This window comes from Caulobacter sp. 17J65-9 (genome assembly GCF_010975005.1).
GTDB lineage: Bacteria > Pseudomonadota > Alphaproteobacteria > Caulobacterales > Caulobacteraceae > 17J80-11.
In genome coordinates this window covers 22,575-41,164 of the sequence record NZ_JAAIVC010000018.1, presented here as the reverse complement: position 1 = coordinate 41,164, position 18,590 = coordinate 22,575, and the positions used below count along the sequence as shown (strand labels likewise).

Genomic DNA, 18,590 nt, shown 5'->3' with positions numbered 1-18,590 from the left:
CGTCAGGCGAAGGCCCCGGCCAAGGCCGCGCCGCCGCCCAAGGATTCGCCCTTCGCCGCCCTGGCCGCGCTGAGGCCGGCCGAGCCCAAGCGCCGGCGCCGCCCGCGCCGCCCGGCCAAACCCAGGGCCTCCGCATGACCGCCGAAGCCGGCGAGACCTGCCGCGTCGACGTCTGGCTGTGGCGCGCGCGCTTCTTCAAGACACGAGGCCTCGCGGCCGCCTTCGTCGAGGCGGGCCGCGTGCGCCTGACCCGCGCCGAAGGCCGCGCCTGCGATCGCGAGGCGCGCCTGGACAAGCCCTCGCGCACGGTGCGCCCGGGCGACGCCCTGGTGTTCGCGGTCGGCGGGCGGCTGGTGGCGGTGCGAATCGAATCGTGCGGCGAGCGCCGCGGCCCCGCCAGCGAGGCCCGCACCCTCTACAGCGACCTCGACGCGCCTTCCCCCGAAGTGAAGGCCGCAGACTTCGTCGCCGAATCGGGCGGTTGACATCGGGCCTTCGGGGATCAAATTGCGCGCCGCGCGAAGCCGCGCTTCTCTCCCGTCCGCCGCCAGCGACGTATCTAGAGTGTTTCGATGACCTACATCGTCACCGACCCGTGCGTGAAATGTAAGTTCATGGACTGCGTGGAAGTCTGTCCTGTCGACTGCTTCTACGAAGGCGAGAACTTCCTGGTCATCAACCCGGACGAATGCATCGATTGCGGTGTCTGCGAGCCTGAATGCCCGGTCGACGCCATCAAGCCGGACACCGAAGACGAGCCGGACGGCAAGTGGCTGCAAGTGAACGCCACCTACGCCAAGGTTTGGCCGAACATCACCCACAAGGGCGAGCCGCCGGCCGACGCGGCCGAGTTCGAACGCGAGACCGAGAAGTTCGAGAAATACTTCAGCTCGAACCCCGGCAAGGGCTCCTAAACCTCGGCCAAACGGGGCGAGCCTTTATTTCGGCGTCTTTTCGTGATACCGTCAAAAACAGTCGGGCGGCTCACGCGCAAAGCGGGCCGCCCGCGTTCATGAATGAGAGCTGTCGCTCATAAAGGCGCGCCATCGGCAAAGGTCGGGATTCTCGAACCAGCGTTCAGAACCGCGCCGGGACGGCCCCTGACCGGGCCGCGCCGGCGTCGGATCGGCGCCGAAGACGGGACTTCCGCACGTCGCGCGCCTCCGAAAGGACATTGCAGGTATGTCGATCAAGCCGACCGGTCTGGACTTCAAGGTGGGTGACCACGTCGTTTACCCGGCCCACGGCGTGGGCCACGTGGCCGGCGTCGAGACCCAGGAAGTCGCCGGCATGTCGCTGGAGGTGTACGTCATCACCTTCGACCACGAGAAGATGACCCTGCGCGTTCCGACCAAGAAAGCCAAGACCGCGGGCCTGCGCCCGCTGGCCGCGGAAGACGTGGTGTCGAAGGCCCTGACCACCCTGAAGGGCCGCGCCCGGGTGAAGCGCACCATGTGGTCGCGCCGCGCCCAGGAGTACGAAGCCAAGATCAACTCCGGCGACCTGATCTCGATCGCCGAAGTGGTGCGCGACCTGCACCGCGCGGAGAACCAGCCGGAACAGTCCTATTCGGAGCGTCAGCTCTACGAATCGGCCCTGGACCGCATGGCCCGCGAAGTCGCCGCCATCGAGCGCATCGACCGCGACGCCGCGGTGGCCATGCTGACCAAGTCGCTGACCAAGGCCGCCTGAGCGGCTCCTGCAGCCTGAAATGCGAAACGCCCGGCCGAAAGGCCGGGCGTTTTTGTTTGCGCGCTCCGGCGCAGGCTTACTTTTTCTCGGCGCCGGGCGGCGGGCAGGTGTCGCTGATCCGCTTGGCGGTGATCGAGCCTGCCACGCCCAGGCCGTGGATGGTCTTCACGTTGGCCTTCAGCTTCACCTGGGTCGGGGTGTAGGTGCCGTCCGCCTTCACCTTGGCCTCACGGCCCTTCTTGTCGGTCCAGGTCCCGTCCAGCTTCACCTTACCGTCGCCGACCTCCTTCACCGGATAGGTGCACTTGTAGTGGCGGGTGCAGGGATTGAAGAGGAAGTTGTCGATCTCGTCGGCCTTCAGGCACTTGTATTCCTTCGAGACCGGGATGATCGCGACCCTGGCCTGATATTCCCAGTAGCCGGGCAGCACGCCGGACGGCTTGGCCTGGGCCCGCGAGGCGGCGGGACCCGCGATCAGCGGAAGGGCGAGCGCCGTCGCGGCTAGGGCCAGGGCGCGGAATCGAACGCGATTCATGGGCGGTTCCTCACACTCGGCTGCTGCCGTCAGGGGCTGGGTTAACGACTATATAGTCACGCCGCGGGCTCGCCCAGAGACCCTGGGTCTGCGGCGTTCGCGCAGGGCGGGAAACGGTTGGTGCGAGGCTTGACGCCGACGAAGGCCCCGGCCTATAAGCCGCCCTCTCGCGCGGGGGACCCGTTCTCCGTGCGCACTGTCTTTTCCGCGGAAGGTTTTTCGCCATGTCGCGCCGTTGCGAACTCACGGGCGTCGGCCCCATGGTCGGCCACAACGTGAGCCACTCGAACATCAAGACCAAGCGCCGGTTCCTGCCGTCGCTGCGCGAAACCGCGCTGCAATCCGAAGCGCTGGGCCAGTCCTACCGCCTGCGGATCACCAACGCGGCTCTGCGCACCCTGGACTTCAAGGGCGGGCTCGACGCCTTCCTGGTCAAGGCCAAGGACGAAGATCTGTCGCAGCGCGCGCTGCGCCTGAAGCGCCAGATCAAAGCCAAGCTCGCGCAGGCGACCGCCTGAGCCGAGGGGCTATAGGGGCTGAGAAAAGGCCGGCGGCGACGCCGGCCTTTTTGCTTGCGCGCTCCTCAGCCCAACATCGCCACGGCCGCCGCCGCGCCTAGGGCCAGCGCGGCCGCCGCGATCACGATGGCGGGGCTCACGCCTCGCCGCTTCGCCGGCTCGATCGCCGCACGCGAAGGATCGGCCAGGTCGATCGAGATTCGCGCCCGACGGCGCTCCTCTCCCAGCAATTCCGCAGACGCCGGCGTGCCGCCCGCCTCCTCGTCCGTGCCCAGCGGCGAGGCCGCGGGATCGAACGCCGCGACCTTCTCGCCGGTCAGGCCGCAGTCGATGTCGGCCTGCAGCTCGCAGGGCGTGGCCACCGCGCGCAGCGGTCCGGCGCGGGGCGGAGGCTTTGATTCTTCGGTACGCATCGCCGGGATCCTTTCGGCCTTGAACGGCCCGAATCCCGCAGCGTTCCGCGACGCCCTCAGGGCGCCGCGGGCGGCTCGATGATCGGGAAGGTCGGCGAGAAGTCGTCCAGGAGGCCCAGGAACTCGGTCAGGCGGCGCGGGTCGCCCTGCACCTTCACGCGCCCCGACGCCAGCGCCTGCGGCAGGGTGAGCTGTTTCAGGGTGACGGCGTCCAGGGTCGGCCGGTCCAGGGTGAGGGTCACGTCGGCACGCGGGTCAGGCGCGGTCTTCAGCCAGGTCAGGGCGGCGTGCTCCAGGTTCAGCACGTAGGTCTCGTTCCGGTCGGCGAAGGTCCAGTTCATCACCAGACGCTTGCCGGCCGCCCGCTCGCCGTTCAGGCGCACGCCCAGGAAGTCGAAGAAGGTCGGCAGGTCGACCCCCTTCAGCACGTCCGCCGACAGGGTGGTGATTCCCGCCGCCTTCGGCGCGCCCTGGCGCAGCTCCTGAGCCCCGGTCAGGTAGGCGTTGCGCCAGATGGCGGATTCCGACTGGTAGCCCAGCTGCTCCAGGGCCGCCGCGCCCAGCTCGCGGGCCGCTCGGTCGGTCGGATCGGCGAACACCAGCTGGCTCGTCACCTGCGCCACCCAGCGGTACTCGCCCCTGGCGTAGTCTTCCCGCGCCCGCTTCAGCACCGCCTTGGCCCCGCCCATGTAGGCGATCGTCTTCTTCGCCTGCTCGACGGTCGGCAGCGGGTCGAGGTTGGCCGGGTTGGCGTCGTACCAGCCGAGGTACTTCTGGTAGACGGCCTTGGCGTTGTGGCTGAGCGTGCCGTAGTAGCCGTGCGTGGCCCAGTCCTGTTCCAGCCCCGGCGGCGGCTTCAGAGCCGCGGAGATGTCGGCGGGCTTCAGGCCCTGGTTGGCGAGCCGCAGCGCCTGATCGTTGGTGTACTTGTAGAGGTCCCGCTGGTTCGCCAGCAGTTCGCGCGCGAGGGCCGGATCGAAGGTCGGCCAGTGATGCTGGGCGATCAGCACGTCGGTGCGGTCGCCGTAGCGCTGCAGCGCCTCGCCGAGATAGCGCGACCAGGCCGAGCCGTCGCGCACCTCGGCCCCGCGCAGGGTGTAGAGGTTGTGCATGGTGCGGGTCGCGTTCTCCGCCATGTCCAGCACCCGGAACTGCGGGAAGTAGAGGTGCATCTCGGCTGGCGATTCCGAGCCGGGCGCGAGCTGGAACTCGATATCGACGCCGTCCACGCGGCGGGTGTCGATCGGCCGGGTGATGACGTCGGTCGGGGCGATCAGGCCGGGCGCGCCGCGTGACACGGTCTTGCCCAGACCGGTGTCGACCAGGCCGCGTTCGCCCGGCGGCAGGAGCGGTCCGAACTGGTACTGGGCGCGGCGGCTCATGGCGTTGCCGGCCAGCACGTTCTCGGCCGTGGCGTGCGCCATGAAGCCGTCAGGGGCGATCACGACCGCCCGCCCTGCCGCCACGTCGGCGTCGGAGATCAGGCCGCGCACGCCCCCGAAATGGTCGGCGTGGGCGTGGGTGTAGATCACCGCGACCACCGGCTTGCGCGGACGGTGGGCGTAGTAGAGCTCCAGGCCCGCCTTGGCCGCCTCGGGGATGGTCAGGGCGTCGATGACGATCAGGCCGGTGTCGCCCTCGACGATGGTCATGTTGGCCACGTCCAGACCGCGCACCTGGTAGACCCGGTCGGTGACCTTGAAGAGGCCGTGGATGGTGTTCAGCCGCGCCTGGCGCCACAGGCTGGGGTTCACCGTGGCCGGGGCGGTCTCGTCCTTCAGGAAATCGAACTGCTGCTGGCTCCACAGCACGCGCCCGTCGGCGGCCCGGATCTCGCCGCCCGGCACGCTGCCCAGGAAGCCGCGGGCGGCGTCCTCGAAGTCACGCTTGTCCGCGAACGGCAGCCGGTCCAGCAGGACGGCGTTGGCCGCCCGGGTGGCGGCTGAGGCGTCGGCGGGCGCGGTCTCCCCGGCCTGGACGGTGGTGGCCGCCACGGCGGCGAGAAGGGCGAGAGCGGCGGATTTCAGGTGCAAGGCGGGTCCCCCTGGGCTGGGCGAAAGGCATGCGGCCGCGCCGCCGGCCCGAGGTCGGGCCGGCCGCGACGGTCATGGCGGAAGCGGGCGCGGTCCCGAGCCGGAAGTCGGGACCGCAGGGCCATCAGGCGGCCCAGTCCTCGGCGATCATCTGCGCGCCCTTCTCGGCGATCATGATGGTGGGCGCGTTGGTGTTGCCGCCGACCAGGGTCGGCATGATCGAGGCGTCGACCACCCGCAGCCCCTCCACGCCGTGCACCCGCAGGCGCTGGTCGACCACGGCGAACTCGTCCGAGCCCATCCGGCAGGTGCCGACCGGGTGGTAGATGCTGTCGGTGCGCCGGCGCAGCAGGCCGATCAGCTGCTCGAGGTCGTCGCCGGCCTGGTAGATCTCGCGCCCGGCGTAGCGGGTCAGCGGGCCGGCGTTCATGATCTCGCGCGTCAGCTTGTAGCCCTTCAGCAGGGTGGCCACGTCGTCGTCGTGCGAGAGGAAGTTCGGGTCGATGCGCGGCGCGGCCATGGGATCGGCCGAGCGCAGGCCGACCGAACCGCGGCTCTTGGGCCGCAGCACGCAGACGTGGGCGCTCATGCCGTGGCCCAGGTGCAGCTTGCGGTTATGGTCGTCGACGATACCGATCACCCAGTGCAGCTGCACGTCCGGGCGCGACAGCGACGGCGCGGTCTTCAGGAAGGCGCCGGCCTCGCCGAAGTTGGTCGCCAGCGGCCCGGTCTGGGTCTTCTGGTATTCGAAGAATCCCTTGGCCATGGTCGCCACGCCGGGGACCGAATAGCCCATCAGGCTCTGGTCCGGCGACTTGTAGGCCAGGATGTAGTCCGGGTGGTCGACCAGGTTGCGGCCGACGCCGGGCAGGGCGTGGCGCGTGGCGAGGCCGTGCGGCTTCAGCTCCGACTCCGGCCCGATGCCGGACAGCAGCATCAGCTGCGGCGAACCGAAGGCGCCGGCCGCCAGAACGACCTCGCGGCGCGCGGTCAGAGCCGCCGTGCGTCCCCGCACCCGAACCTTCACGCCGAGCGCCCTTCCGCCTTTCAGGATCAGGCCGGTGGCGCGCACCCCGGTCAGAATCGTCAGGTTGGTCCGCACCTCGCGGATCGGGTGCAGGAAGCCGACCGAGGCGCTGCAACGTCGCCCCTTGCGGATGGTCACGTGATAGTGGCCGACGCCCTCCTGCTCGGCGCCGTTGAAGTCGTCGTTGACCCGGTGACCGGCCGCCCGCCCCGCCTCGACGAAGTCGTGGGTGGCCTGGTGGGCGTCGAGCGCGCTGACGCTCAGCTCGCCGCCGGCGCCGTGGAAGTCGTTCGCGCCGCCGAAGTAGTCCTCCGACTTGCGGAACAGAGGCAGGACGTCGTCATAGCCCCAGCCTTCGTTCCCCAGCGCCGCCCAGTCGTCGTAGTCGGTGCGGTGGCCGCGGATGTAGATCATCGCGTTGATCGCGCTGGACCCGCCCAGAGTCTTGCCGCGCGGTTGATAGCCGACGCGGCCGCCGAGGCCGGGCTGCGGCGCGGTCTTGAACGCCCAGTTCACGTGCTTCGTCGGCAGGATGCCGAGGATGCCGGCCGGCGTGTGGATCAGCGGCGAGGTGTCGGCGGGGCCCGCCTCGACCAGGCAGACGCTGACGCCCGGATCGGCGCTCAGGCGGTTGGCCAGCACGCAGCCGGCCGAGCCGCCGCCGACGATGACATAATCGAACTCCATAGCCCGCCTCCCGAACAGGTCTTTGGAGGAGGCTAGGAGAGCGAACGCCGGGCGGGCGGGCGGCGCTACCCGTTTTGGGGAGTCCCGGCGCGTCAGCTTTCGACGAAGACGCCGCGCTCGATCAGAGCGTTGGCCAGGCGCGCGATCTCGCCGGCGTGGCGTTGGACCAGCGCCCGGAACTCCGGGCTCTGCAGGATCTGCTCGTTGACCCGGATGCCGACGTGGGCGTCGCGGCGCAGCACCCCGTCGTCGATCATCTGCTTGGTCTTGCGGCGCGCCGTCTCGCGCGGCAGGCCGGTGGCCGCGGCGATCGACAGGGCCGTGCAGCGGGTCATGTCCTCGCTGGGGATGGGCACGCCGAAGCGCACGTAGTGCTCCGGCGAAGCCGCGGCCTTCACCGGCCGCTCGGCGGTGATCGCGCCGACCGCCAGCAGGATCATCAATCGGTCGACGTCGGAGCCGAACATCTCCCGGTAGGCCTCGATCAGGCGCAGCAAGGCGACCGCGGTCTGCAGGGCGACCATGCGGCTCTCGGCCTGGACGGCTTCGGCGTCGACCGTGTAGCGCGCCATGGCGACCATCTTACGCCTCGCGGGCGCGCACGGACATCAACCGGCGCGCCCCGTCATGACGAATAGCGCCAGCCGCTGCAGCAGGCCGCCGTAGGGCGGGTGGAACAGCTCGATCGGGAACAGCCGGTGCTGGTCGTACACCGCCTTGGCGTGGGACAGCTCCCAGAAGCCTTCGTCGCCGTGGTAGTTGCCCATGCCCGAGGTCCCGACGCCGCCGAACGGGAGGTCGTGGTTGACCACGTGCCAGCCCCAGTCGTTGAAGGTGACGCCGCCCGAATGGGTGCGCTTGAGCACGGTCTCGCGCTCGGCCGGGTCGTGCCCGAAGTAGTAGAGCGCCAGAGGCCGGGTCCCGATGTTGATCCGCGCCACCGCCTCCTCGAACCGGTCGTAGGTGAACACCGGCAGGATCGGCCCGAAGATCTCCTCGCGGGCCAGGCGCATGTCGTCGGTCACGCCCAGCACCACGTGCAGGGGCATGCGCCGCCCCGCCCCACCCCGCGCGACCAGGATCGTGGCGCCCTTGTCGCGAGCGTCCTCGATCAGGGCCTGCTGGCGCGCGTGGGCGCCGTCGTGGATCAGGCTGCAGTTCTCGTCATCGCCGCAGAACCGGTCCGCCGCGGCGACGGCCATTTTCGCAAAAGCGTCGGCCGAGGCGCGGGGGACCAGGGCGTAGTCCGGGGCGACGCAGACCTGGCCGGCGTTGGTGGTCTTGCCGTGCGCGATCCGACGGGCGGCGACGCGCAGGTCGGCGGTCGTCGACACCAGGGCCGGCGACTTGCCGCCCAGTTCCAGCGTGACCGGGGTCAGGTTGTCGGCGGCGGCGCGCATGACGTGGCGGCCGATCTCCGGCGAGCCGGTGAACACCAGGTGGTCGAAGGGCAGGCGCGAGAAGGCGGCGGCCACCGCCGGGCCGCCTTCGATCACCGCGACCTCGTCCCGCTCGAAGCAGGTCGCCAGCATCTGTTTCAGCGCCTGCGAAGTCTGGGGCGCGTGCTCGGAGGTCTTGATCATGCAGCGGTTGCCGGCCGCCAGCGCCGTCGCCAGCGGGCCGAGCACCAGGTAGATCGGGAAGTTCCAGGGGGCCATGATCCCGACCACGCCCTTGGGCTGGTAGGTCACCCAGGCCCGGTTGGTCAGGAACAGCCACTCCACCCCGCGGCGCGACGGCTTCATCAGCCGGCCCAGGCGGCGCAGCAGATGGTCGACGTGCAGCACCGAGGGCGCGACGTCCAGCATCAGGGTCTCGGCGGTCGCACGCGAGCCGAAGTCGGCCTGGGCGGCCTGGGCCAGCGCCGAGGCGTGCTTTCGGATCGCCGCACGCAGCCGCTTCAGCGCCGCCCGGCGCTGGGCCAGCGAGGGATACGGTTGCGTGTGGAACGCCGCCCGCTGGCGGGCCAGCGAGATCTGCAGGTCGGCGAGGGAGGGCTGGGCGTGGAGCATCGGGCGTCCTCGCGAAAGCGGGTCCGGCGCAGCACTCGCGCCAAAAAAGACGCCGGCCCGGCGCGAGGCCGGGCCGGCGAGTGGGCAGCTCAGGAAGTACTCAGAACTTCACCCGCGCCTGCAGGGTGACGGTGCGGCCCTGGCCGACCAGGTTGTAGTGGCTGTTGGCCTTGAAGGTGTTGTAGGCGAGCGGCGTGGCCCCGCCGAACTGCAGAACCTGCTCGTCGGAAAGGTTCTTGCCGAGCACGGCCACTTCCCAACGGCCGCCGGTGTCGCCGACCGCGAGGCGCAGGTTGGTCATAAGGTAGGGGTCCTGCACCTGGGCCGGGTCGAGCGTGGCGGCGGCGTAGTAGCCGGCGTTCGCAGCGATATCGACCGAGCTGCGGAACTCGAGGCCCGCCATGATCTCCCGCTCGTAGTCCAGCGCGAAGGCGCCCTGCCAGTCGGCCACCAGTTGGTTGGTCTTGCCGGTGTAGTCGCACTGTTGGGTGACCGGGTTGATCACGTCCACGGTCTGGCCCGGGTAGCACTGGCCCATCTTGTGGTCGGTGAACTGGAAGTCGGTCAGCGAGATCGAGCCGCGCGCGGTCAGATTGTCGGTGATCGCGAAGCGGCCGTCGGCCTCAAGGCCGTAGGTGCGGGCGTCGGCGTTGCCGACCACGAAGCCCAACACGCCGTCGAACACCGAGACCTGCAGGTCCTTCATGTCGGTGTAGTAGACGGCCGTGTTCAACTCGGCGCGGCCGTTCAGGAGCCGCATCTTCGCGCCGGTCTCGTAGGTCGTGGCCTTCTCATCCGCGAACTCGAAGGCGTCCGCCATCGTGCCGTAGAAGCCGCGGTTGTTGCCGCGGAAGTCGAAGCCGCCCGACTTCGAGCCCTTGGTCCAGGACGCGTACAGCATGACGTCGTCGTTCACGTCGTACTGCACGTTCACCGACGGATTGAACGTGGTGGCGTCGATGTCCCCGGCCACCGGATGCGTCCCGAGCGTGCTCAGGAAGAAGCTGGCCTGGGCCGAGTAGGTCGGAACGCCCATGGCGGCGATCGAGGTCAGGTTGGTCGACGAAACCTTGAACGCGTTGGCGTAGACGATCGGCGCGACGATCGCCTGCGTCCCGCTCAGGGCCGAGCCGTCGAGCTTCTGGATGCTCAGGGTGCGTTCCCCGGACTTCTCCTCGCGGGTCACGCGGCCGCCGACGGTGACGCGCAGGTCGTCGGTGGCGTGCCAGGTGCCCTGGGCGAAGGCCGAATAGACCTTGGTCTCGACGCCGGCTTCGCGATAGGCGCGCGTGCCGCCGAGCAGGGTGCCGGCGCCCGGGTTCGACAGGTTGATCACCGGAACCAGCACCGATTCCAGCGGCACGTTGATCTGGTCGACGTAGTCGTGGTCGCTGGACTGGTAGAAGGCGCCGACGATGTAGTCGAACGCGCCGCCGGTCGGCGACACCAGGCGCAGCTCCTGGCTGAACTGGTCGTACTTCTCCTGCAGGCCGGCGTTGAACACCACCGCGCCGGTGAAGTCGCAGTCGCACAGCTCGTCGTACTGGAACTTGCTGCGGCCCGTGATGGACGTGAATTTGCCGAGCTTGGTGTCCCAGTTGGCGGTCAGGACGTAGTTCTGGGTGTCGTTCTTGCTGTAGTCGCCGTTCGACGAGCGGACGCCGTCCTTGGTGATGTTGGACACCGACGGGTCGACCACCACCAGATCCGTCGGGCTCATGGCGCCGATGAAGGTCAGGATCTGGTCGTAGGTCTTGCCGGCGAACAGCGGGTTGGTCGAGGTCGACGGGCTCTCGCCGAAGATCTCCATGTTGCGGCCGGCGACGTCGAAGCTGCCCCGTTCCGCCTTGAAGGTCAGTTCCAGATCGTCGGTGACGTCGAAGGCGGCGGTGCCGCGGAAGTTCCAGTCTTCGCGCTTCGGCTCGTCGCGGTCGAGGGTGGCGTTGCGGATGTAGCCGTCGCCCTGGTGATAACGGCCGGCCAGGCGCACGCGCATGCGCTCGTTCAGCGGCCCCGACACCATGCCGACGGTCTCGGTGTCGTCGTGCTCCGGATCGTAGGCGACCGAGAGCGAGCCGGTCGGATTGTAGCTCGGCTCGGCCGAGACGATGTTCATCGCGCCGGCGATGGCGTTCTTGCCGAACAGGATCGACTGCGGGCCGCGCAGCACCTCGACGCGCTGCACGTCCAGGAACGGGGATCGGGTCTGCTGGGCGCGGCCGTAGTGGATGCCGTCCACGTACATGCCGACCGACTGCTCGAAGCCCTGGTTGACGCCCGAGAAGATGCCGCGAATGGCGATGTTGGTGCCGATGCCGGTCTCGGTCATCGAGAAGTTCGGCACCTTGCTCTGCAGGTCCTGCAGCTTCTGGACGCCCTGCTCCTGCAGCACCTCGGCCGAGACCACGGCGACCGAAATCGGCACGTCCTGAAGCGTCTGTTCGCGCTTCTGGGCGGTGACGACGATCTCGTCGAGCGTGGCGCTTCCGTCGTTCGCCGCCTGTCCGTCCTGCGCGAAGGCCGCCCCGGCGGCGAGCGCGCACACGCTGGCCGTCGCGGCCAGCAGCTTCATCCTGGTCATGTCTTCCCCCGACGACCCCGCTCTTCTTCGGATTCCCGACGGGGCTCAGGGAAGGAGGCTAGTTACGGCGACGCAGGCGCGTCTTGCCGGGGCGCGACAGAAAGTTATCTTCATGCGACAGCGAGCCAGCGACTATTGTCGCATCTCGCCCGCAGGGGGAAACGCGATGAGCTTGATGGTGCGCGCCGACTGCGCCCGGGGATTTAACGAGCTCGTCCGACAGCTCGGCGGCGATCCCGCCCGCCTGCTCGCCGAAGCGCACATCGACCCAGCCAGCATGGCCGATCCACACGCCTTCATCTCGCACCGCGCCCTCGTGCACGCCCTGGAGCGGGCGGCCATGACGCTCGCCTGCCCCGACTTCGGCCTGCGGCTGGCGGCCGAGCAGGACATCGACGTGCTCGGGCCGATGGCGGTCGCCGTCAGAAACGCGCCCACCGTCGGCGAAGCCCTGCGGTGCGCTGACAAGTACCTCTACACCCACGCGCCTGCCGTCCAGCTGGAACTGCTGCCGGGCGAGACGCCGACGCGGGTCATGGTCAAGCTGAACCTGCTGCTGCCGCGTCTGGGGCCGCACCGCCAGGCGATCGAGGCCCATGTCGGTCTGCTGCGACGCATCCTCGGCATGCTTTCGGACGGACGCCTGCGCGCGCTCGACGTGCGGTTCCGCCACCGGCCGACCACGGCGACCTACGCCGACTTTTTCGGCGCGCCGGTGCGGTTCGAGGCGGCGGAAGACGCGATCGTGGTGAACGCCGAGGACCTCGCAGCGCCAGTGTCGCGCCGCGACGCGCAGCTGCACCAGATCGCCGCCGGCTATCTCGAGGCCACCTTCCCCGCCCCGGCGGGGCGCCTGGCGGCGCAGGTGCGCACCCTGGCCGAGCGGATGCTCAGCGCCGACCGCTGCACGCACCTCGAGGTCGCCGCCGCCCTGGGAATGCAGCCGCGCACCTTGCAGCGGCGCCTGAAGGACGAGGGGGCCAGTTTCGAGGACCTGCGCGACGACGCGCGGCGGATGCTGGCGCTCCGCTATCTGGCTCAGCCGGAGCTGCCGCTGTCCCAGGTGAGCGCCCTGCTCGGCTACGCGGAGCCGTCGGCCTTCACCCGCAGCTGCCGCCGCTGGTTCGGCCTGTCGCCGCGCCAGCTGCGCACCGATCCGGGCGCCCGCGCCGCCTGCGCCTGAGCGTCTCAGTACCGTTCGGCGACGAACCGGCGGTCGCGTAGTTCGTCGTCGTACTCGCCCTTCTTGGAGCGCTTCGGCAGCTCGACCTCGGCGCGCTTGGGCTTCTCGTAGGGGATCAGCGACAGGATGTGGCGGATGCCGTTCAGCCGGGCCCGCTTCTTGTCGTCGGAATGCAGGATCCACCAGGGCGACGCGTCCTTGTCGGTGGCCTCCAGCATGCGGTCGCGCGCCTTCGAATAGGCGTACCACTTCTCATACGCGCTCAGGTCCATGGGGCTGAGCTTCCACTGGCGCAGCGGGTCGGTGATCCGCGCCTGGAAGCGGCGCTCCTGCTCGTCCATGCCGACCTCCAGCCACAGCTTGATCAGCTGAATGCCGGACTCGATCACCCACTGCTCGACCTGGGGCGTCAGCTCCAGGAAGCGGTCGCGCTGCTTCTCGGTGCAGAAGCCCATGACGTATTCGACGCCGGCGCGGTTGTACCAGCTGCGGTCGAACAGCACGATTTCGCCGGCGGCCGGGAAGTACTGCAGATAGCGCTGGATGAAGAGCTGCGACTTCTCCCGGTCGGAGGGCGCCGGCAGGGCCGCGACCCGGAACACCCGCGGGCTGACCCGTTCGGTGATGGCCTTGATCAGCCCGCCCTTGCCGGCGGCGTCGCGGCCTTCGAACACGATGACGACGCGCGCGCCGGTCGACTGCACCCAGGCCTGCAGGTGGCAGAGCTCGACCTGCAGCTTCTCCAGCTCCGCCTCGTACTCGTCGCGGCTGAGCTTCTTCGGCTTGTCGCCGGACTTCTTGCCCATGGCCTAGCGCTCCCGGGCCAGCACCGCCGACGTGTGACGCGCGACCATGCGCTCTTCGTCGGTGGGCACGACCCAGGCGGAAACCTTCGAACCAGCGCCGCTGATCCGTCCCGCCGCGGCGGCGTTGCGCGCCGCGTCCAGCTCCACGCCCAGCCAGGCGCAGCCGGCGGCGATCTCGGCCCGCGCGGCGGCGTCGTTCTCGCCGATGCCGGCGGTGAAGATCAGCCCGTCGACGCCGCCCAGCGCGGCGGCCATCGAGCCGATCTCGCGCACGATCCGGTAGACGAACAGGGCCACCGCCTCGGCCGCCGCCGGATCGTGGGACGCCCGCAGCGCGCGCATGTCGGACGACACCCCCGACACGCCCAGCAGGCCCGAGCGCTTGTAGATCAGGTCCTCCAGAGCGCGGGCGTCCATCCCGTACTGGTCCATCAGGTAGATCAGCACGCCGGGGTCGAGAGACCCGCTGCGGGTGCCCATCATCAGGCCTTCGACCGCCGTGAAGCCCATGGTGTTGGCGACGCTGCGGCTGTCCTTCACCGCGCACAGGCTGGCCCCGTTGCCGAGGTGGGCGATCACCACCCGGCCCTTCGCCAGCTCGGGCGCGACCTCGGGCAGGCGCTGCGTGACATACTCGTAGGACAGGCCGTGGAAGCCGTAGCGGCGAACGCCGGCGTCGGTGATCTCGCGCGGCAGGGCGTAGAGCTGGGCCAGGTGCGGCTGACGACGGTGGAAGGCGGTGTCGAAGCACGCGACCTGCGGAATCTGCGGCGCGGCGTCCATGATCGCCTGGATGGCGGCCAGGTTGTGCGGCTGGTGCAGCGGGGCCAGCGGGCACAAGGCGGCGAGGTCGGTCATCACCTTCGCATCCACCCGCACCGGGTCGACGTAGGCGGTGCCGCCGTGCACCACCCGGTGGCCGATGCCCGCCACCGGCACGTGCCGGTTCAGTTCGACGGCCGTCTCCAGCAGGGCGTGGGTCGCCGCCGCGTGGTCGAAGCCCGCAGCCGGCCAGCTGCGCTCGGCGACGGTCTCGCCCTGGCCGTCGGAGATATTCAGGCGCGGGTTCACGCCGATGCCCTCGACCTTGCCGCGGAACAGCTGGTCGCCCCCGCCGGCCTCGTAGAGGGCGAACTTGATGCTCGAGGAGCCGGCGTTGAGGACCGCGATGCGTCCTTCCATGGTCGTCGCTCCTGCGCCCTCTAGGCGACGATGTTGGCGCCGCCGTCGACGTAGATGGTCCCGCCGGTGATCCGGCGGGCGTAGTCGGTGGCCAGGAAGGCGCAGGCCGAGCCCACGTCGTCGACGTCGACCAGCTCGCCCAGCGGGGCCTTCTGGGCCGCCTCGTTCAGCATCAGCTCGAAGTCTTTCAGGCCCGAGGCGGCGCGCGTCTTCAGCGGCCCTGGCGAGATCGCGTGCACCCGGATGCCGGCGTCGCCCAGCTCGTAGGCCAGGTAGCGGCAGGCCGCCTCCAGCGCCGCCTTCACCGGGCCCATGACGTTGTAGTTGGGCACCACCCGGCCGGCCCCGTAGTAGCTCATGGCGAACAGGGTCCCGCCCTCGGTTATCAGCGGCGCGGCCAGCTTCGCCATCCGCACGAACGAGTGGCAGGAGACGTCCATCGCCTTGGCGAAGCCCTCGGCCGAGCAGTCCAGCAGGCCGCCCTGCAGGTCCTCCTTGGGCGCGAAGGCGATGGAGTGGACCAGGCTGTCCAGCCGGCCCCAGCGCTCGCGGACCAGGTCGAACACCGCCTCCAGTTGGCCGGGGACGGAGACGTCCAGCGGCGCGGTGATCTGGGCCTCGACCTCCTGGGCCAGCGGCTCGACATAGCCGCGCGCCTTGTCGTTCAGCCAGGTGATCGCCAGCTCGGCGCCGGCCGCGCGGAAGGCCTTGGCGCAACCCCAGGCGATGGAGTGCTCGTTGGCGACGCCGACGATCAGCGCCTTGTGCCCGGCCAGGACGGGACTTGCGGGTTGAGCCACCGCCCGCCCTCAGCCGAACGCCGCGCCGGGATTGGCGCGCTTGTAGGCGGCGACCAGCACCGCCACCGCACACGACGCCAGCCGGGTCAGCAGGGCGTCGGCCCGGCTGGTCAGGATCACCGGCACCCGCGCGCCCAGCACGATGCCGGCGGCGTCGGCCCCGGCGAGGAAGGACAGGCTCTTGGCCAGCATGTTGCCAGCCTCCAGGTCCGGCACGACCAGCACATTGGCGCGGCCGGCCACCGGCGAGACGATCTTCTTGACCGCCGCGGCTTCCGGGTCGATGGCGTTGTCGAGCGCCAACGGGCCGTCCAGCACGCCGCCGGTGATCTGGCCGCGCTCGGCCATCTTGCACAGCGCCGCCGCCTCGACCGTCGAGGCCACCTTCGGATTGACCGTCTCCATGGCCGACAGGATCGCCACCAGCGGCTCGGCCACGCCCATCGCGTGGGCCAGGTCGATGGCGTTCTGGACGATGTCGACCTTCTCCTCGAGGGTCGGCGCCACGTTTACCGCCGCGTCGGTGATGATCAGCGGGTCGCCATGGCCGGGCACGTCCATGATGAAGCAATGGCTGATCCGCCGCGCCGTGCGCAGGCCGGTCTCGCGCTTGACCACCGCGCCCATCAGCTCGTCGGTGTGCAGGCTGCCCTTCATCAGCGCCTCGGCCCGCCCCGCCCGGACCAGCTCCACCGCCTTGGCGGCGGCGTCGTGGCTGTGGGCGGCGTCGACGATTTCGAAGCCCGCGATGTCCAGCGCGCCCTTTGCGGCCACGTCGCGGATGCGCGCCTGCGGCCCGACCAGGATCGGCGCGATCAGCTTCATCCGCGCGGCCTCGACCGCGCTCTCCAGCGAGACCTGGTCGCAGGGATGAGCGACGGCGGTGGCGACCGGCGGGTGGCGGTGGGCCACCTCGACCAGGCGTTCGAACTTGTCGTGCCGGCGTCCGTTCGGCGGCTCCGTCGAGTCAGGCATGGCCGGCCGCTCCCATCTCGAACAGGGCGTCCACGCGCTTCAGCCGGCGCCGCCCCTCCTCCGCCAGATGTCCACGGGCTTCGACCAGGCCGTGCACCTCGTCCAGCACGCGCTTGCGACGGCCGGCGTCCGGCGGCAGCAGCTTGGGGATGGCCTGGATGGCGCGCTCCTCGTCCAGACGCAGCAGCAGGTCCTGTTCCTTGACCAGCTCCTTCAGCTCGGCGGCGGGCAGCCGTTCGTCGGCCGGCTGCGCGGCGCGCAGCACCTTGAACATGGCCGAGCCGCGCTCGTCGAAACTGCCGCCGGGCCGGTTGACGTAGATCAGCGCCCGCGCCGCCGCCTCCGACGGCCCGCCGATCTCGAACTTCTGCTCCAGGTCGGAGCGCAGCCGCGCCTCGTCGGCCTCGCGCACCAGGTCGCGCTCGATGTGCCGGCGCGGCGCCTGGCGGTCGAGGCCGGCCGCGGCCTGGGTCAGGCGCGCGCCGTAGGCGGCGACGAAGGCGGCCTCGGTCATGGCGTCACGCGCCAGGCCGTAAGCCTGCAAAGAAGCGCTGATCCAGTTCGCGGTCGCCTTCTCGATCGCCACCAGCGGATTGTCCGGCTCGGCCGGCTCGCGCCCTTCGCGCACCGCCTTTGCCAGCCCTTCGACCGGCTTCATCAGCGGGTTCACGTCAGAAAAGGCCGCGAAGCGCAGCCGGTTCGGATGCGTCCAGCGCAGAACTTCAGCCGAGAGCGGCGTGGCCATCGCCTGCACCGCCGGCTGCAGGAAGCTGCGGTAGAGGGCCAGGTTGGTCTCCGACACCCGCGCCACCGCCGCGAAGCGCAGGTCGTCGTCCGCCCGTTCGCCGACGATCTCGGCCACGTCAGACACCGTCCGCGGCTGCAGCGAGAACAGCCAGCGCCCGTCGATCAGGTTGGGATTGGCGGTGTCCGGCTCGACCTCGGTGATCACCGCCTCGTAGAGGCCGGGCGGCGCCAGGTCGATCATGTCCATGCACGAGGTGAACTCGCGATGCTCCTTGGTCGCCACCTTGCCCGACACGAAGATGCCGAGGTGGCCGATGGTCTGGTGCAGGCAGTAGACGATGGTCTGGCCGTTGGCGGCGATCTCGCGCTCGTGGTCGTAGATGTCGGTGATCCAGCCCAGCGCCTGCTGGGGCGGGGTGATGTTGTCCCCCCAGGAGCAGAACACCACGACGGGCGAGCGGATGTTGCGCAGGTCGATGCGCACGCCGTCCGAGGTGCGTAGGGCCCCCGTCGAGAGCTTGTTGCCGACGAACAGGTTGTCGGCGATCCACTGCATCTCGCCCGCGTTGAGCAGCACCGGGCTGCCCCACCAGGTCTCGAAGTCCAGGAACCGCGGCCCCTCGGTGTCGACCTTGGAATAGACGTTGTAGGGCTTCTCCCAGTACGTGTTGGCCAGGTCGAGGCTCTCGAAGTTGGCCACCAGGGCCGCTCCGTCGAAGACGCCGTCGCCGAGGTCGCCGGCCAGGGCCGTCATCCAGGTGCCCCCCAGCACGCCGCCCAGATAGCGCAGCGGGTTCTTGCCCCGCTCGCCGGCCCAGTAGGACAGCGGCGAGCCGGCCAGCACGATCGGTCCGGTCAGCTCCGGATGGAGGGCGGCGGTCATCATCACCTGCCAGCCCGCCTGGCAATTGGCGACGATCACCGGCCTGCCCTCGGCCTGCGGGTGGCGACGGACCACCTCGGCGATGAAGGCGGCCTCCGCCTCGCAGACGTCCTCGATGGTCTGGCCGGGCACCGGCTGGGGCAGGAAGCCGATGAAATAGCAGGGGTGGCCGGCGGCCAGCGCCACGCCGATCTCGCTGTCCTGCTTCATGCCGCCGATGCCGGGGCCGTGGCCGGCGCGCGGGTCAACGACGATGTAGGGCGGCTTGGCCGGGTCGGTCTTCACGCCATCCGGCGGCTTGATGCGCACCAGGCCGTAGTTCACCGGCCGGGGCAGGCTGCGGCCGTCGAGGATCAGCTCCTCGGCGGCGAAGCTCAGCACGTTGGGCGCGGTCGCCGCGTTGTGCTCCCAGTAGCCGTTGCCCCGCTCGCGCAGGATGTCGAGGAACAGGATCGAGCGCTGCCAGGCGTCGACCCAATAGTCCGGCATCGCACCGAACGCGCGCCAGGCGGACAT

The 18,590-nt window shown here is 69.9% G+C and carries 17 protein-coding genes; 5 read left to right on the top strand and 12 right to left on the bottom strand.

Going from position 1 to position 18,590, the window contains the following annotated elements; translation table 11 throughout:
• Positions 1 to 134 precede the first annotated feature (134 nt).
• The 3 genes from G3573_RS05405 to G3573_RS05395 all read left to right on the top strand — a co-directional run bounded on the left by G3573_RS05405 (position 135) and on the right by G3573_RS05395 (position 1,692).
• On the top strand, positions 135 to 485 hold the full coding sequence (locus G3573_RS05405; protein ID WP_163259873.1) for an RNA-binding S4 domain-containing protein: 351 nt from the start codon (positions 135 to 137) through the stop codon (positions 483 to 485).
• 87 nt (positions 486 to 572) lie between these two features.
• On the top strand, positions 573 to 914 hold the full coding sequence (gene fdxA, locus G3573_RS05400; RefSeq protein WP_163259871.1) for a ferredoxin FdxA: 342 nt from the start codon (positions 573 to 575) through the stop codon (positions 912 to 914).
• 274 nt (positions 915 to 1,188) lie between these two features.
• On the top strand, positions 1,189 to 1,692 hold the full coding sequence (locus G3573_RS05395; protein ID WP_163259875.1) for a CarD family transcriptional regulator: 504 nt from the start codon (positions 1,189 to 1,191) through the stop codon (positions 1,690 to 1,692).
• Positions 1,693 to 1,768: 76 nt separating this feature from the next.
• Here G3573_RS05395 and G3573_RS05390 read toward each other — a convergent pair whose 3' ends face one another.
• The gene (locus tag G3573_RS05390; RefSeq protein ID WP_163259869.1) at positions 1,769 to 2,227 is read right to left on the bottom strand and encodes a DUF3617 family protein; all 459 of its coding nucleotides are present in this window, start codon (positions 2,225 to 2,227) and stop codon (positions 1,769 to 1,771) included.
• Between the two features lie 224 nt (positions 2,228 to 2,451).
• Between G3573_RS05390 and rpmB the strand changes: the two genes are divergently transcribed.
• Complete coding sequence (rpmB, locus tag G3573_RS05385; RefSeq protein WP_163259867.1) at positions 2,452 to 2,745, top strand: 50S ribosomal protein L28; 294 nt, start codon at positions 2,452 to 2,454, stop codon at positions 2,743 to 2,745.
• Between the two features lie 65 nt (positions 2,746 to 2,810).
• Here the strand turns inward: rpmB and G3573_RS05380 are convergent, their stop codons facing one another.
• The 6 genes from G3573_RS05380 to G3573_RS05355 form a co-directional block, all read right to left on the bottom strand.
• On the bottom strand, positions 2,811 to 3,158 hold the full coding sequence (locus tag G3573_RS05380; RefSeq protein WP_163259865.1) for a hypothetical protein: 348 nt from the start codon (positions 3,156 to 3,158) through the stop codon (positions 2,811 to 2,813).
• A gap of 56 nt (positions 3,159 to 3,214) precedes the next feature.
• On the bottom strand, positions 3,215 to 5,191 hold the full coding sequence (locus tag G3573_RS05375; protein WP_163259863.1) for an alkyl sulfatase dimerization domain-containing protein: 1,977 nt from the start codon (positions 5,189 to 5,191) through the stop codon (positions 3,215 to 3,217).
• Between the two features lie 124 nt (positions 5,192 to 5,315).
• Positions 5,316 to 6,905: a GMC family oxidoreductase N-terminal domain-containing protein gene (locus tag G3573_RS05370; protein WP_163259861.1), complete on the bottom strand. Its 1,590-nt coding sequence runs from the start codon at positions 6,903 to 6,905 to the stop codon at positions 5,316 to 5,318.
• Between the two features lie 92 nt (positions 6,906 to 6,997).
• Complete coding sequence (locus G3573_RS05365; protein ID WP_163259859.1) at positions 6,998 to 7,486, bottom strand: hypothetical protein; 489 nt, start codon at positions 7,484 to 7,486, stop codon at positions 6,998 to 7,000.
• A 27-nt stretch (positions 7,487 to 7,513) separates the two neighbouring features.
• Positions 7,514 to 8,917 carry a coniferyl aldehyde dehydrogenase gene (locus G3573_RS05360; protein WP_163259857.1) on the bottom strand — a complete coding sequence of 468 codons (1,404 nt, stop codon included), beginning with the start codon at positions 8,915 to 8,917 and terminating at the stop codon, positions 7,514 to 7,516.
• A gap of 100 nt (positions 8,918 to 9,017) precedes the next feature.
• Positions 9,018 to 11,498, bottom strand: a complete 2,481-nt coding sequence (locus G3573_RS05355; RefSeq protein WP_163259855.1) for a TonB-dependent receptor — start codon at positions 11,496 to 11,498, stop codon at positions 9,018 to 9,020.
• Positions 11,499 to 11,664: 166 nt separating this feature from the next.
• On the opposite strand from G3573_RS05355, the gene G3573_RS05350 reads away from it, so the two are divergent.
• Positions 11,665 to 12,681 carry an AraC family transcriptional regulator gene (locus G3573_RS05350; protein ID WP_163259853.1) on the top strand — a complete coding sequence of 339 codons (1,017 nt, stop codon included), beginning with the start codon at positions 11,665 to 11,667 and terminating at the stop codon, positions 12,679 to 12,681.
• Positions 12,682 to 12,686: 5 nt separating this feature from the next.
• Here the strand turns inward: G3573_RS05350 and ppk2 are convergent, their stop codons facing one another.
• From ppk2 to G3573_RS05325, 5 genes are read right to left on the bottom strand one after another with little or no spacing between them, the layout of a single operon-like run.
• Positions 12,687 to 13,487 carry a polyphosphate kinase 2 gene (gene ppk2 / locus G3573_RS05345; RefSeq protein ID WP_163259851.1) on the bottom strand — a complete coding sequence of 267 codons (801 nt, stop codon included), beginning with the start codon at positions 13,485 to 13,487 and terminating at the stop codon, positions 12,687 to 12,689.
• Positions 13,488 to 13,490: 3 nt separating this feature from the next.
• Positions 13,491 to 14,669, bottom strand: coding sequence for an acetate/propionate family kinase (locus G3573_RS05340; protein ID WP_163259849.1), 1,179 nt, complete (start codon positions 14,667 to 14,669; stop codon positions 13,491 to 13,493).
• Positions 14,670 to 14,689: 20 nt separating this feature from the next.
• Positions 14,690 to 15,469, bottom strand: coding sequence for an enoyl-ACP reductase FabI (fabI, locus tag G3573_RS05335; protein WP_163259847.1), 780 nt, complete (start codon positions 15,467 to 15,469; stop codon positions 14,690 to 14,692).
• Between the two features lie 9 nt (positions 15,470 to 15,478).
• Positions 15,479 to 16,444: a phosphate acetyltransferase gene (locus tag G3573_RS05330; protein WP_163259845.1), complete on the bottom strand. Its 966-nt coding sequence runs from the start codon at positions 16,442 to 16,444 to the stop codon at positions 15,479 to 15,481.
• Positions 16,437 to 18,590: a DUF3141 domain-containing protein gene (locus G3573_RS05325; protein WP_163259843.1), complete on the bottom strand. Its 2,154-nt coding sequence runs from the start codon at positions 18,588 to 18,590 to the stop codon at positions 16,437 to 16,439. The genes G3573_RS05330 and G3573_RS05325 overlap by 8 nt, the downstream gene beginning before the upstream one ends.

Bases quoted from the DNA above. Each gene is read 5' to 3' on its own strand.
- G3573_RS05365 (WP_163259859.1), bottom strand. From the start codon at position 7,486: ATGGTCGCCATGGCGCGCTACACGGTCGACGCCGAAGCCGTCCAGGCC.
- G3573_RS05325 (WP_163259843.1), bottom strand. From the start codon at position 18,590: ATGTCCGCCTGGCGCGCGTTCGGTGCGATGCCGGACTATTGGGTCGAC.
- fdxA (WP_163259871.1), top strand. From the start codon at position 573: ATGACCTACATCGTCACCGACCCGTGCGTGAAATGTAAGTTCATGGAC.
- G3573_RS05405 (WP_163259873.1), top strand. From the start codon at position 135: ATGACCGCCGAAGCCGGCGAGACCTGCCGCGTCGACGTCTGGCTGTGG.
- G3573_RS05390 (WP_163259869.1), bottom strand. From the start codon at position 2,227: ATGAATCGCGTTCGATTCCGCGCCCTGGCCCTAGCCGCGACGGCGCTC.
- rpmB (WP_163259867.1), top strand. From the start codon at position 2,452: ATGTCGCGCCGTTGCGAACTCACGGGCGTCGGCCCCATGGTCGGCCAC.
- G3573_RS05355 (WP_163259855.1), bottom strand. From the start codon at position 11,498: ATGACCAGGATGAAGCTGCTGGCCGCGACGGCCAGCGTGTGCGCGCTC.
- G3573_RS05330 (WP_163259845.1), bottom strand. From the start codon at position 16,444: ATGCCTGACTCGACGGAGCCGCCGAACGGACGCCGGCACGACAAGTTC.
- G3573_RS05360 (WP_163259857.1), bottom strand. From the start codon at position 8,917: ATGCTCCACGCCCAGCCCTCCCTCGCCGACCTGCAGATCTCGCTGGCC.
- G3573_RS05350 (WP_163259853.1), top strand. From the start codon at position 11,665: ATGAGCTTGATGGTGCGCGCCGACTGCGCCCGGGGATTTAACGAGCTC.
- ppk2 (WP_163259851.1), bottom strand. From the start codon at position 13,487: ATGGGCAAGAAGTCCGGCGACAAGCCGAAGAAGCTCAGCCGCGACGAG.
- G3573_RS05340 (WP_163259849.1), bottom strand. From the start codon at position 14,669: ATGGAAGGACGCATCGCGGTCCTCAACGCCGGCTCCTCGAGCATCAAG.
- G3573_RS05370 (WP_163259861.1), bottom strand. From the start codon at position 6,905: ATGGAGTTCGATTATGTCATCGTCGGCGGCGGCTCGGCCGGCTGCGTG.
- G3573_RS05380 (WP_163259865.1), bottom strand. From the start codon at position 3,158: ATGCGTACCGAAGAATCAAAGCCTCCGCCCCGCGCCGGACCGCTGCGC.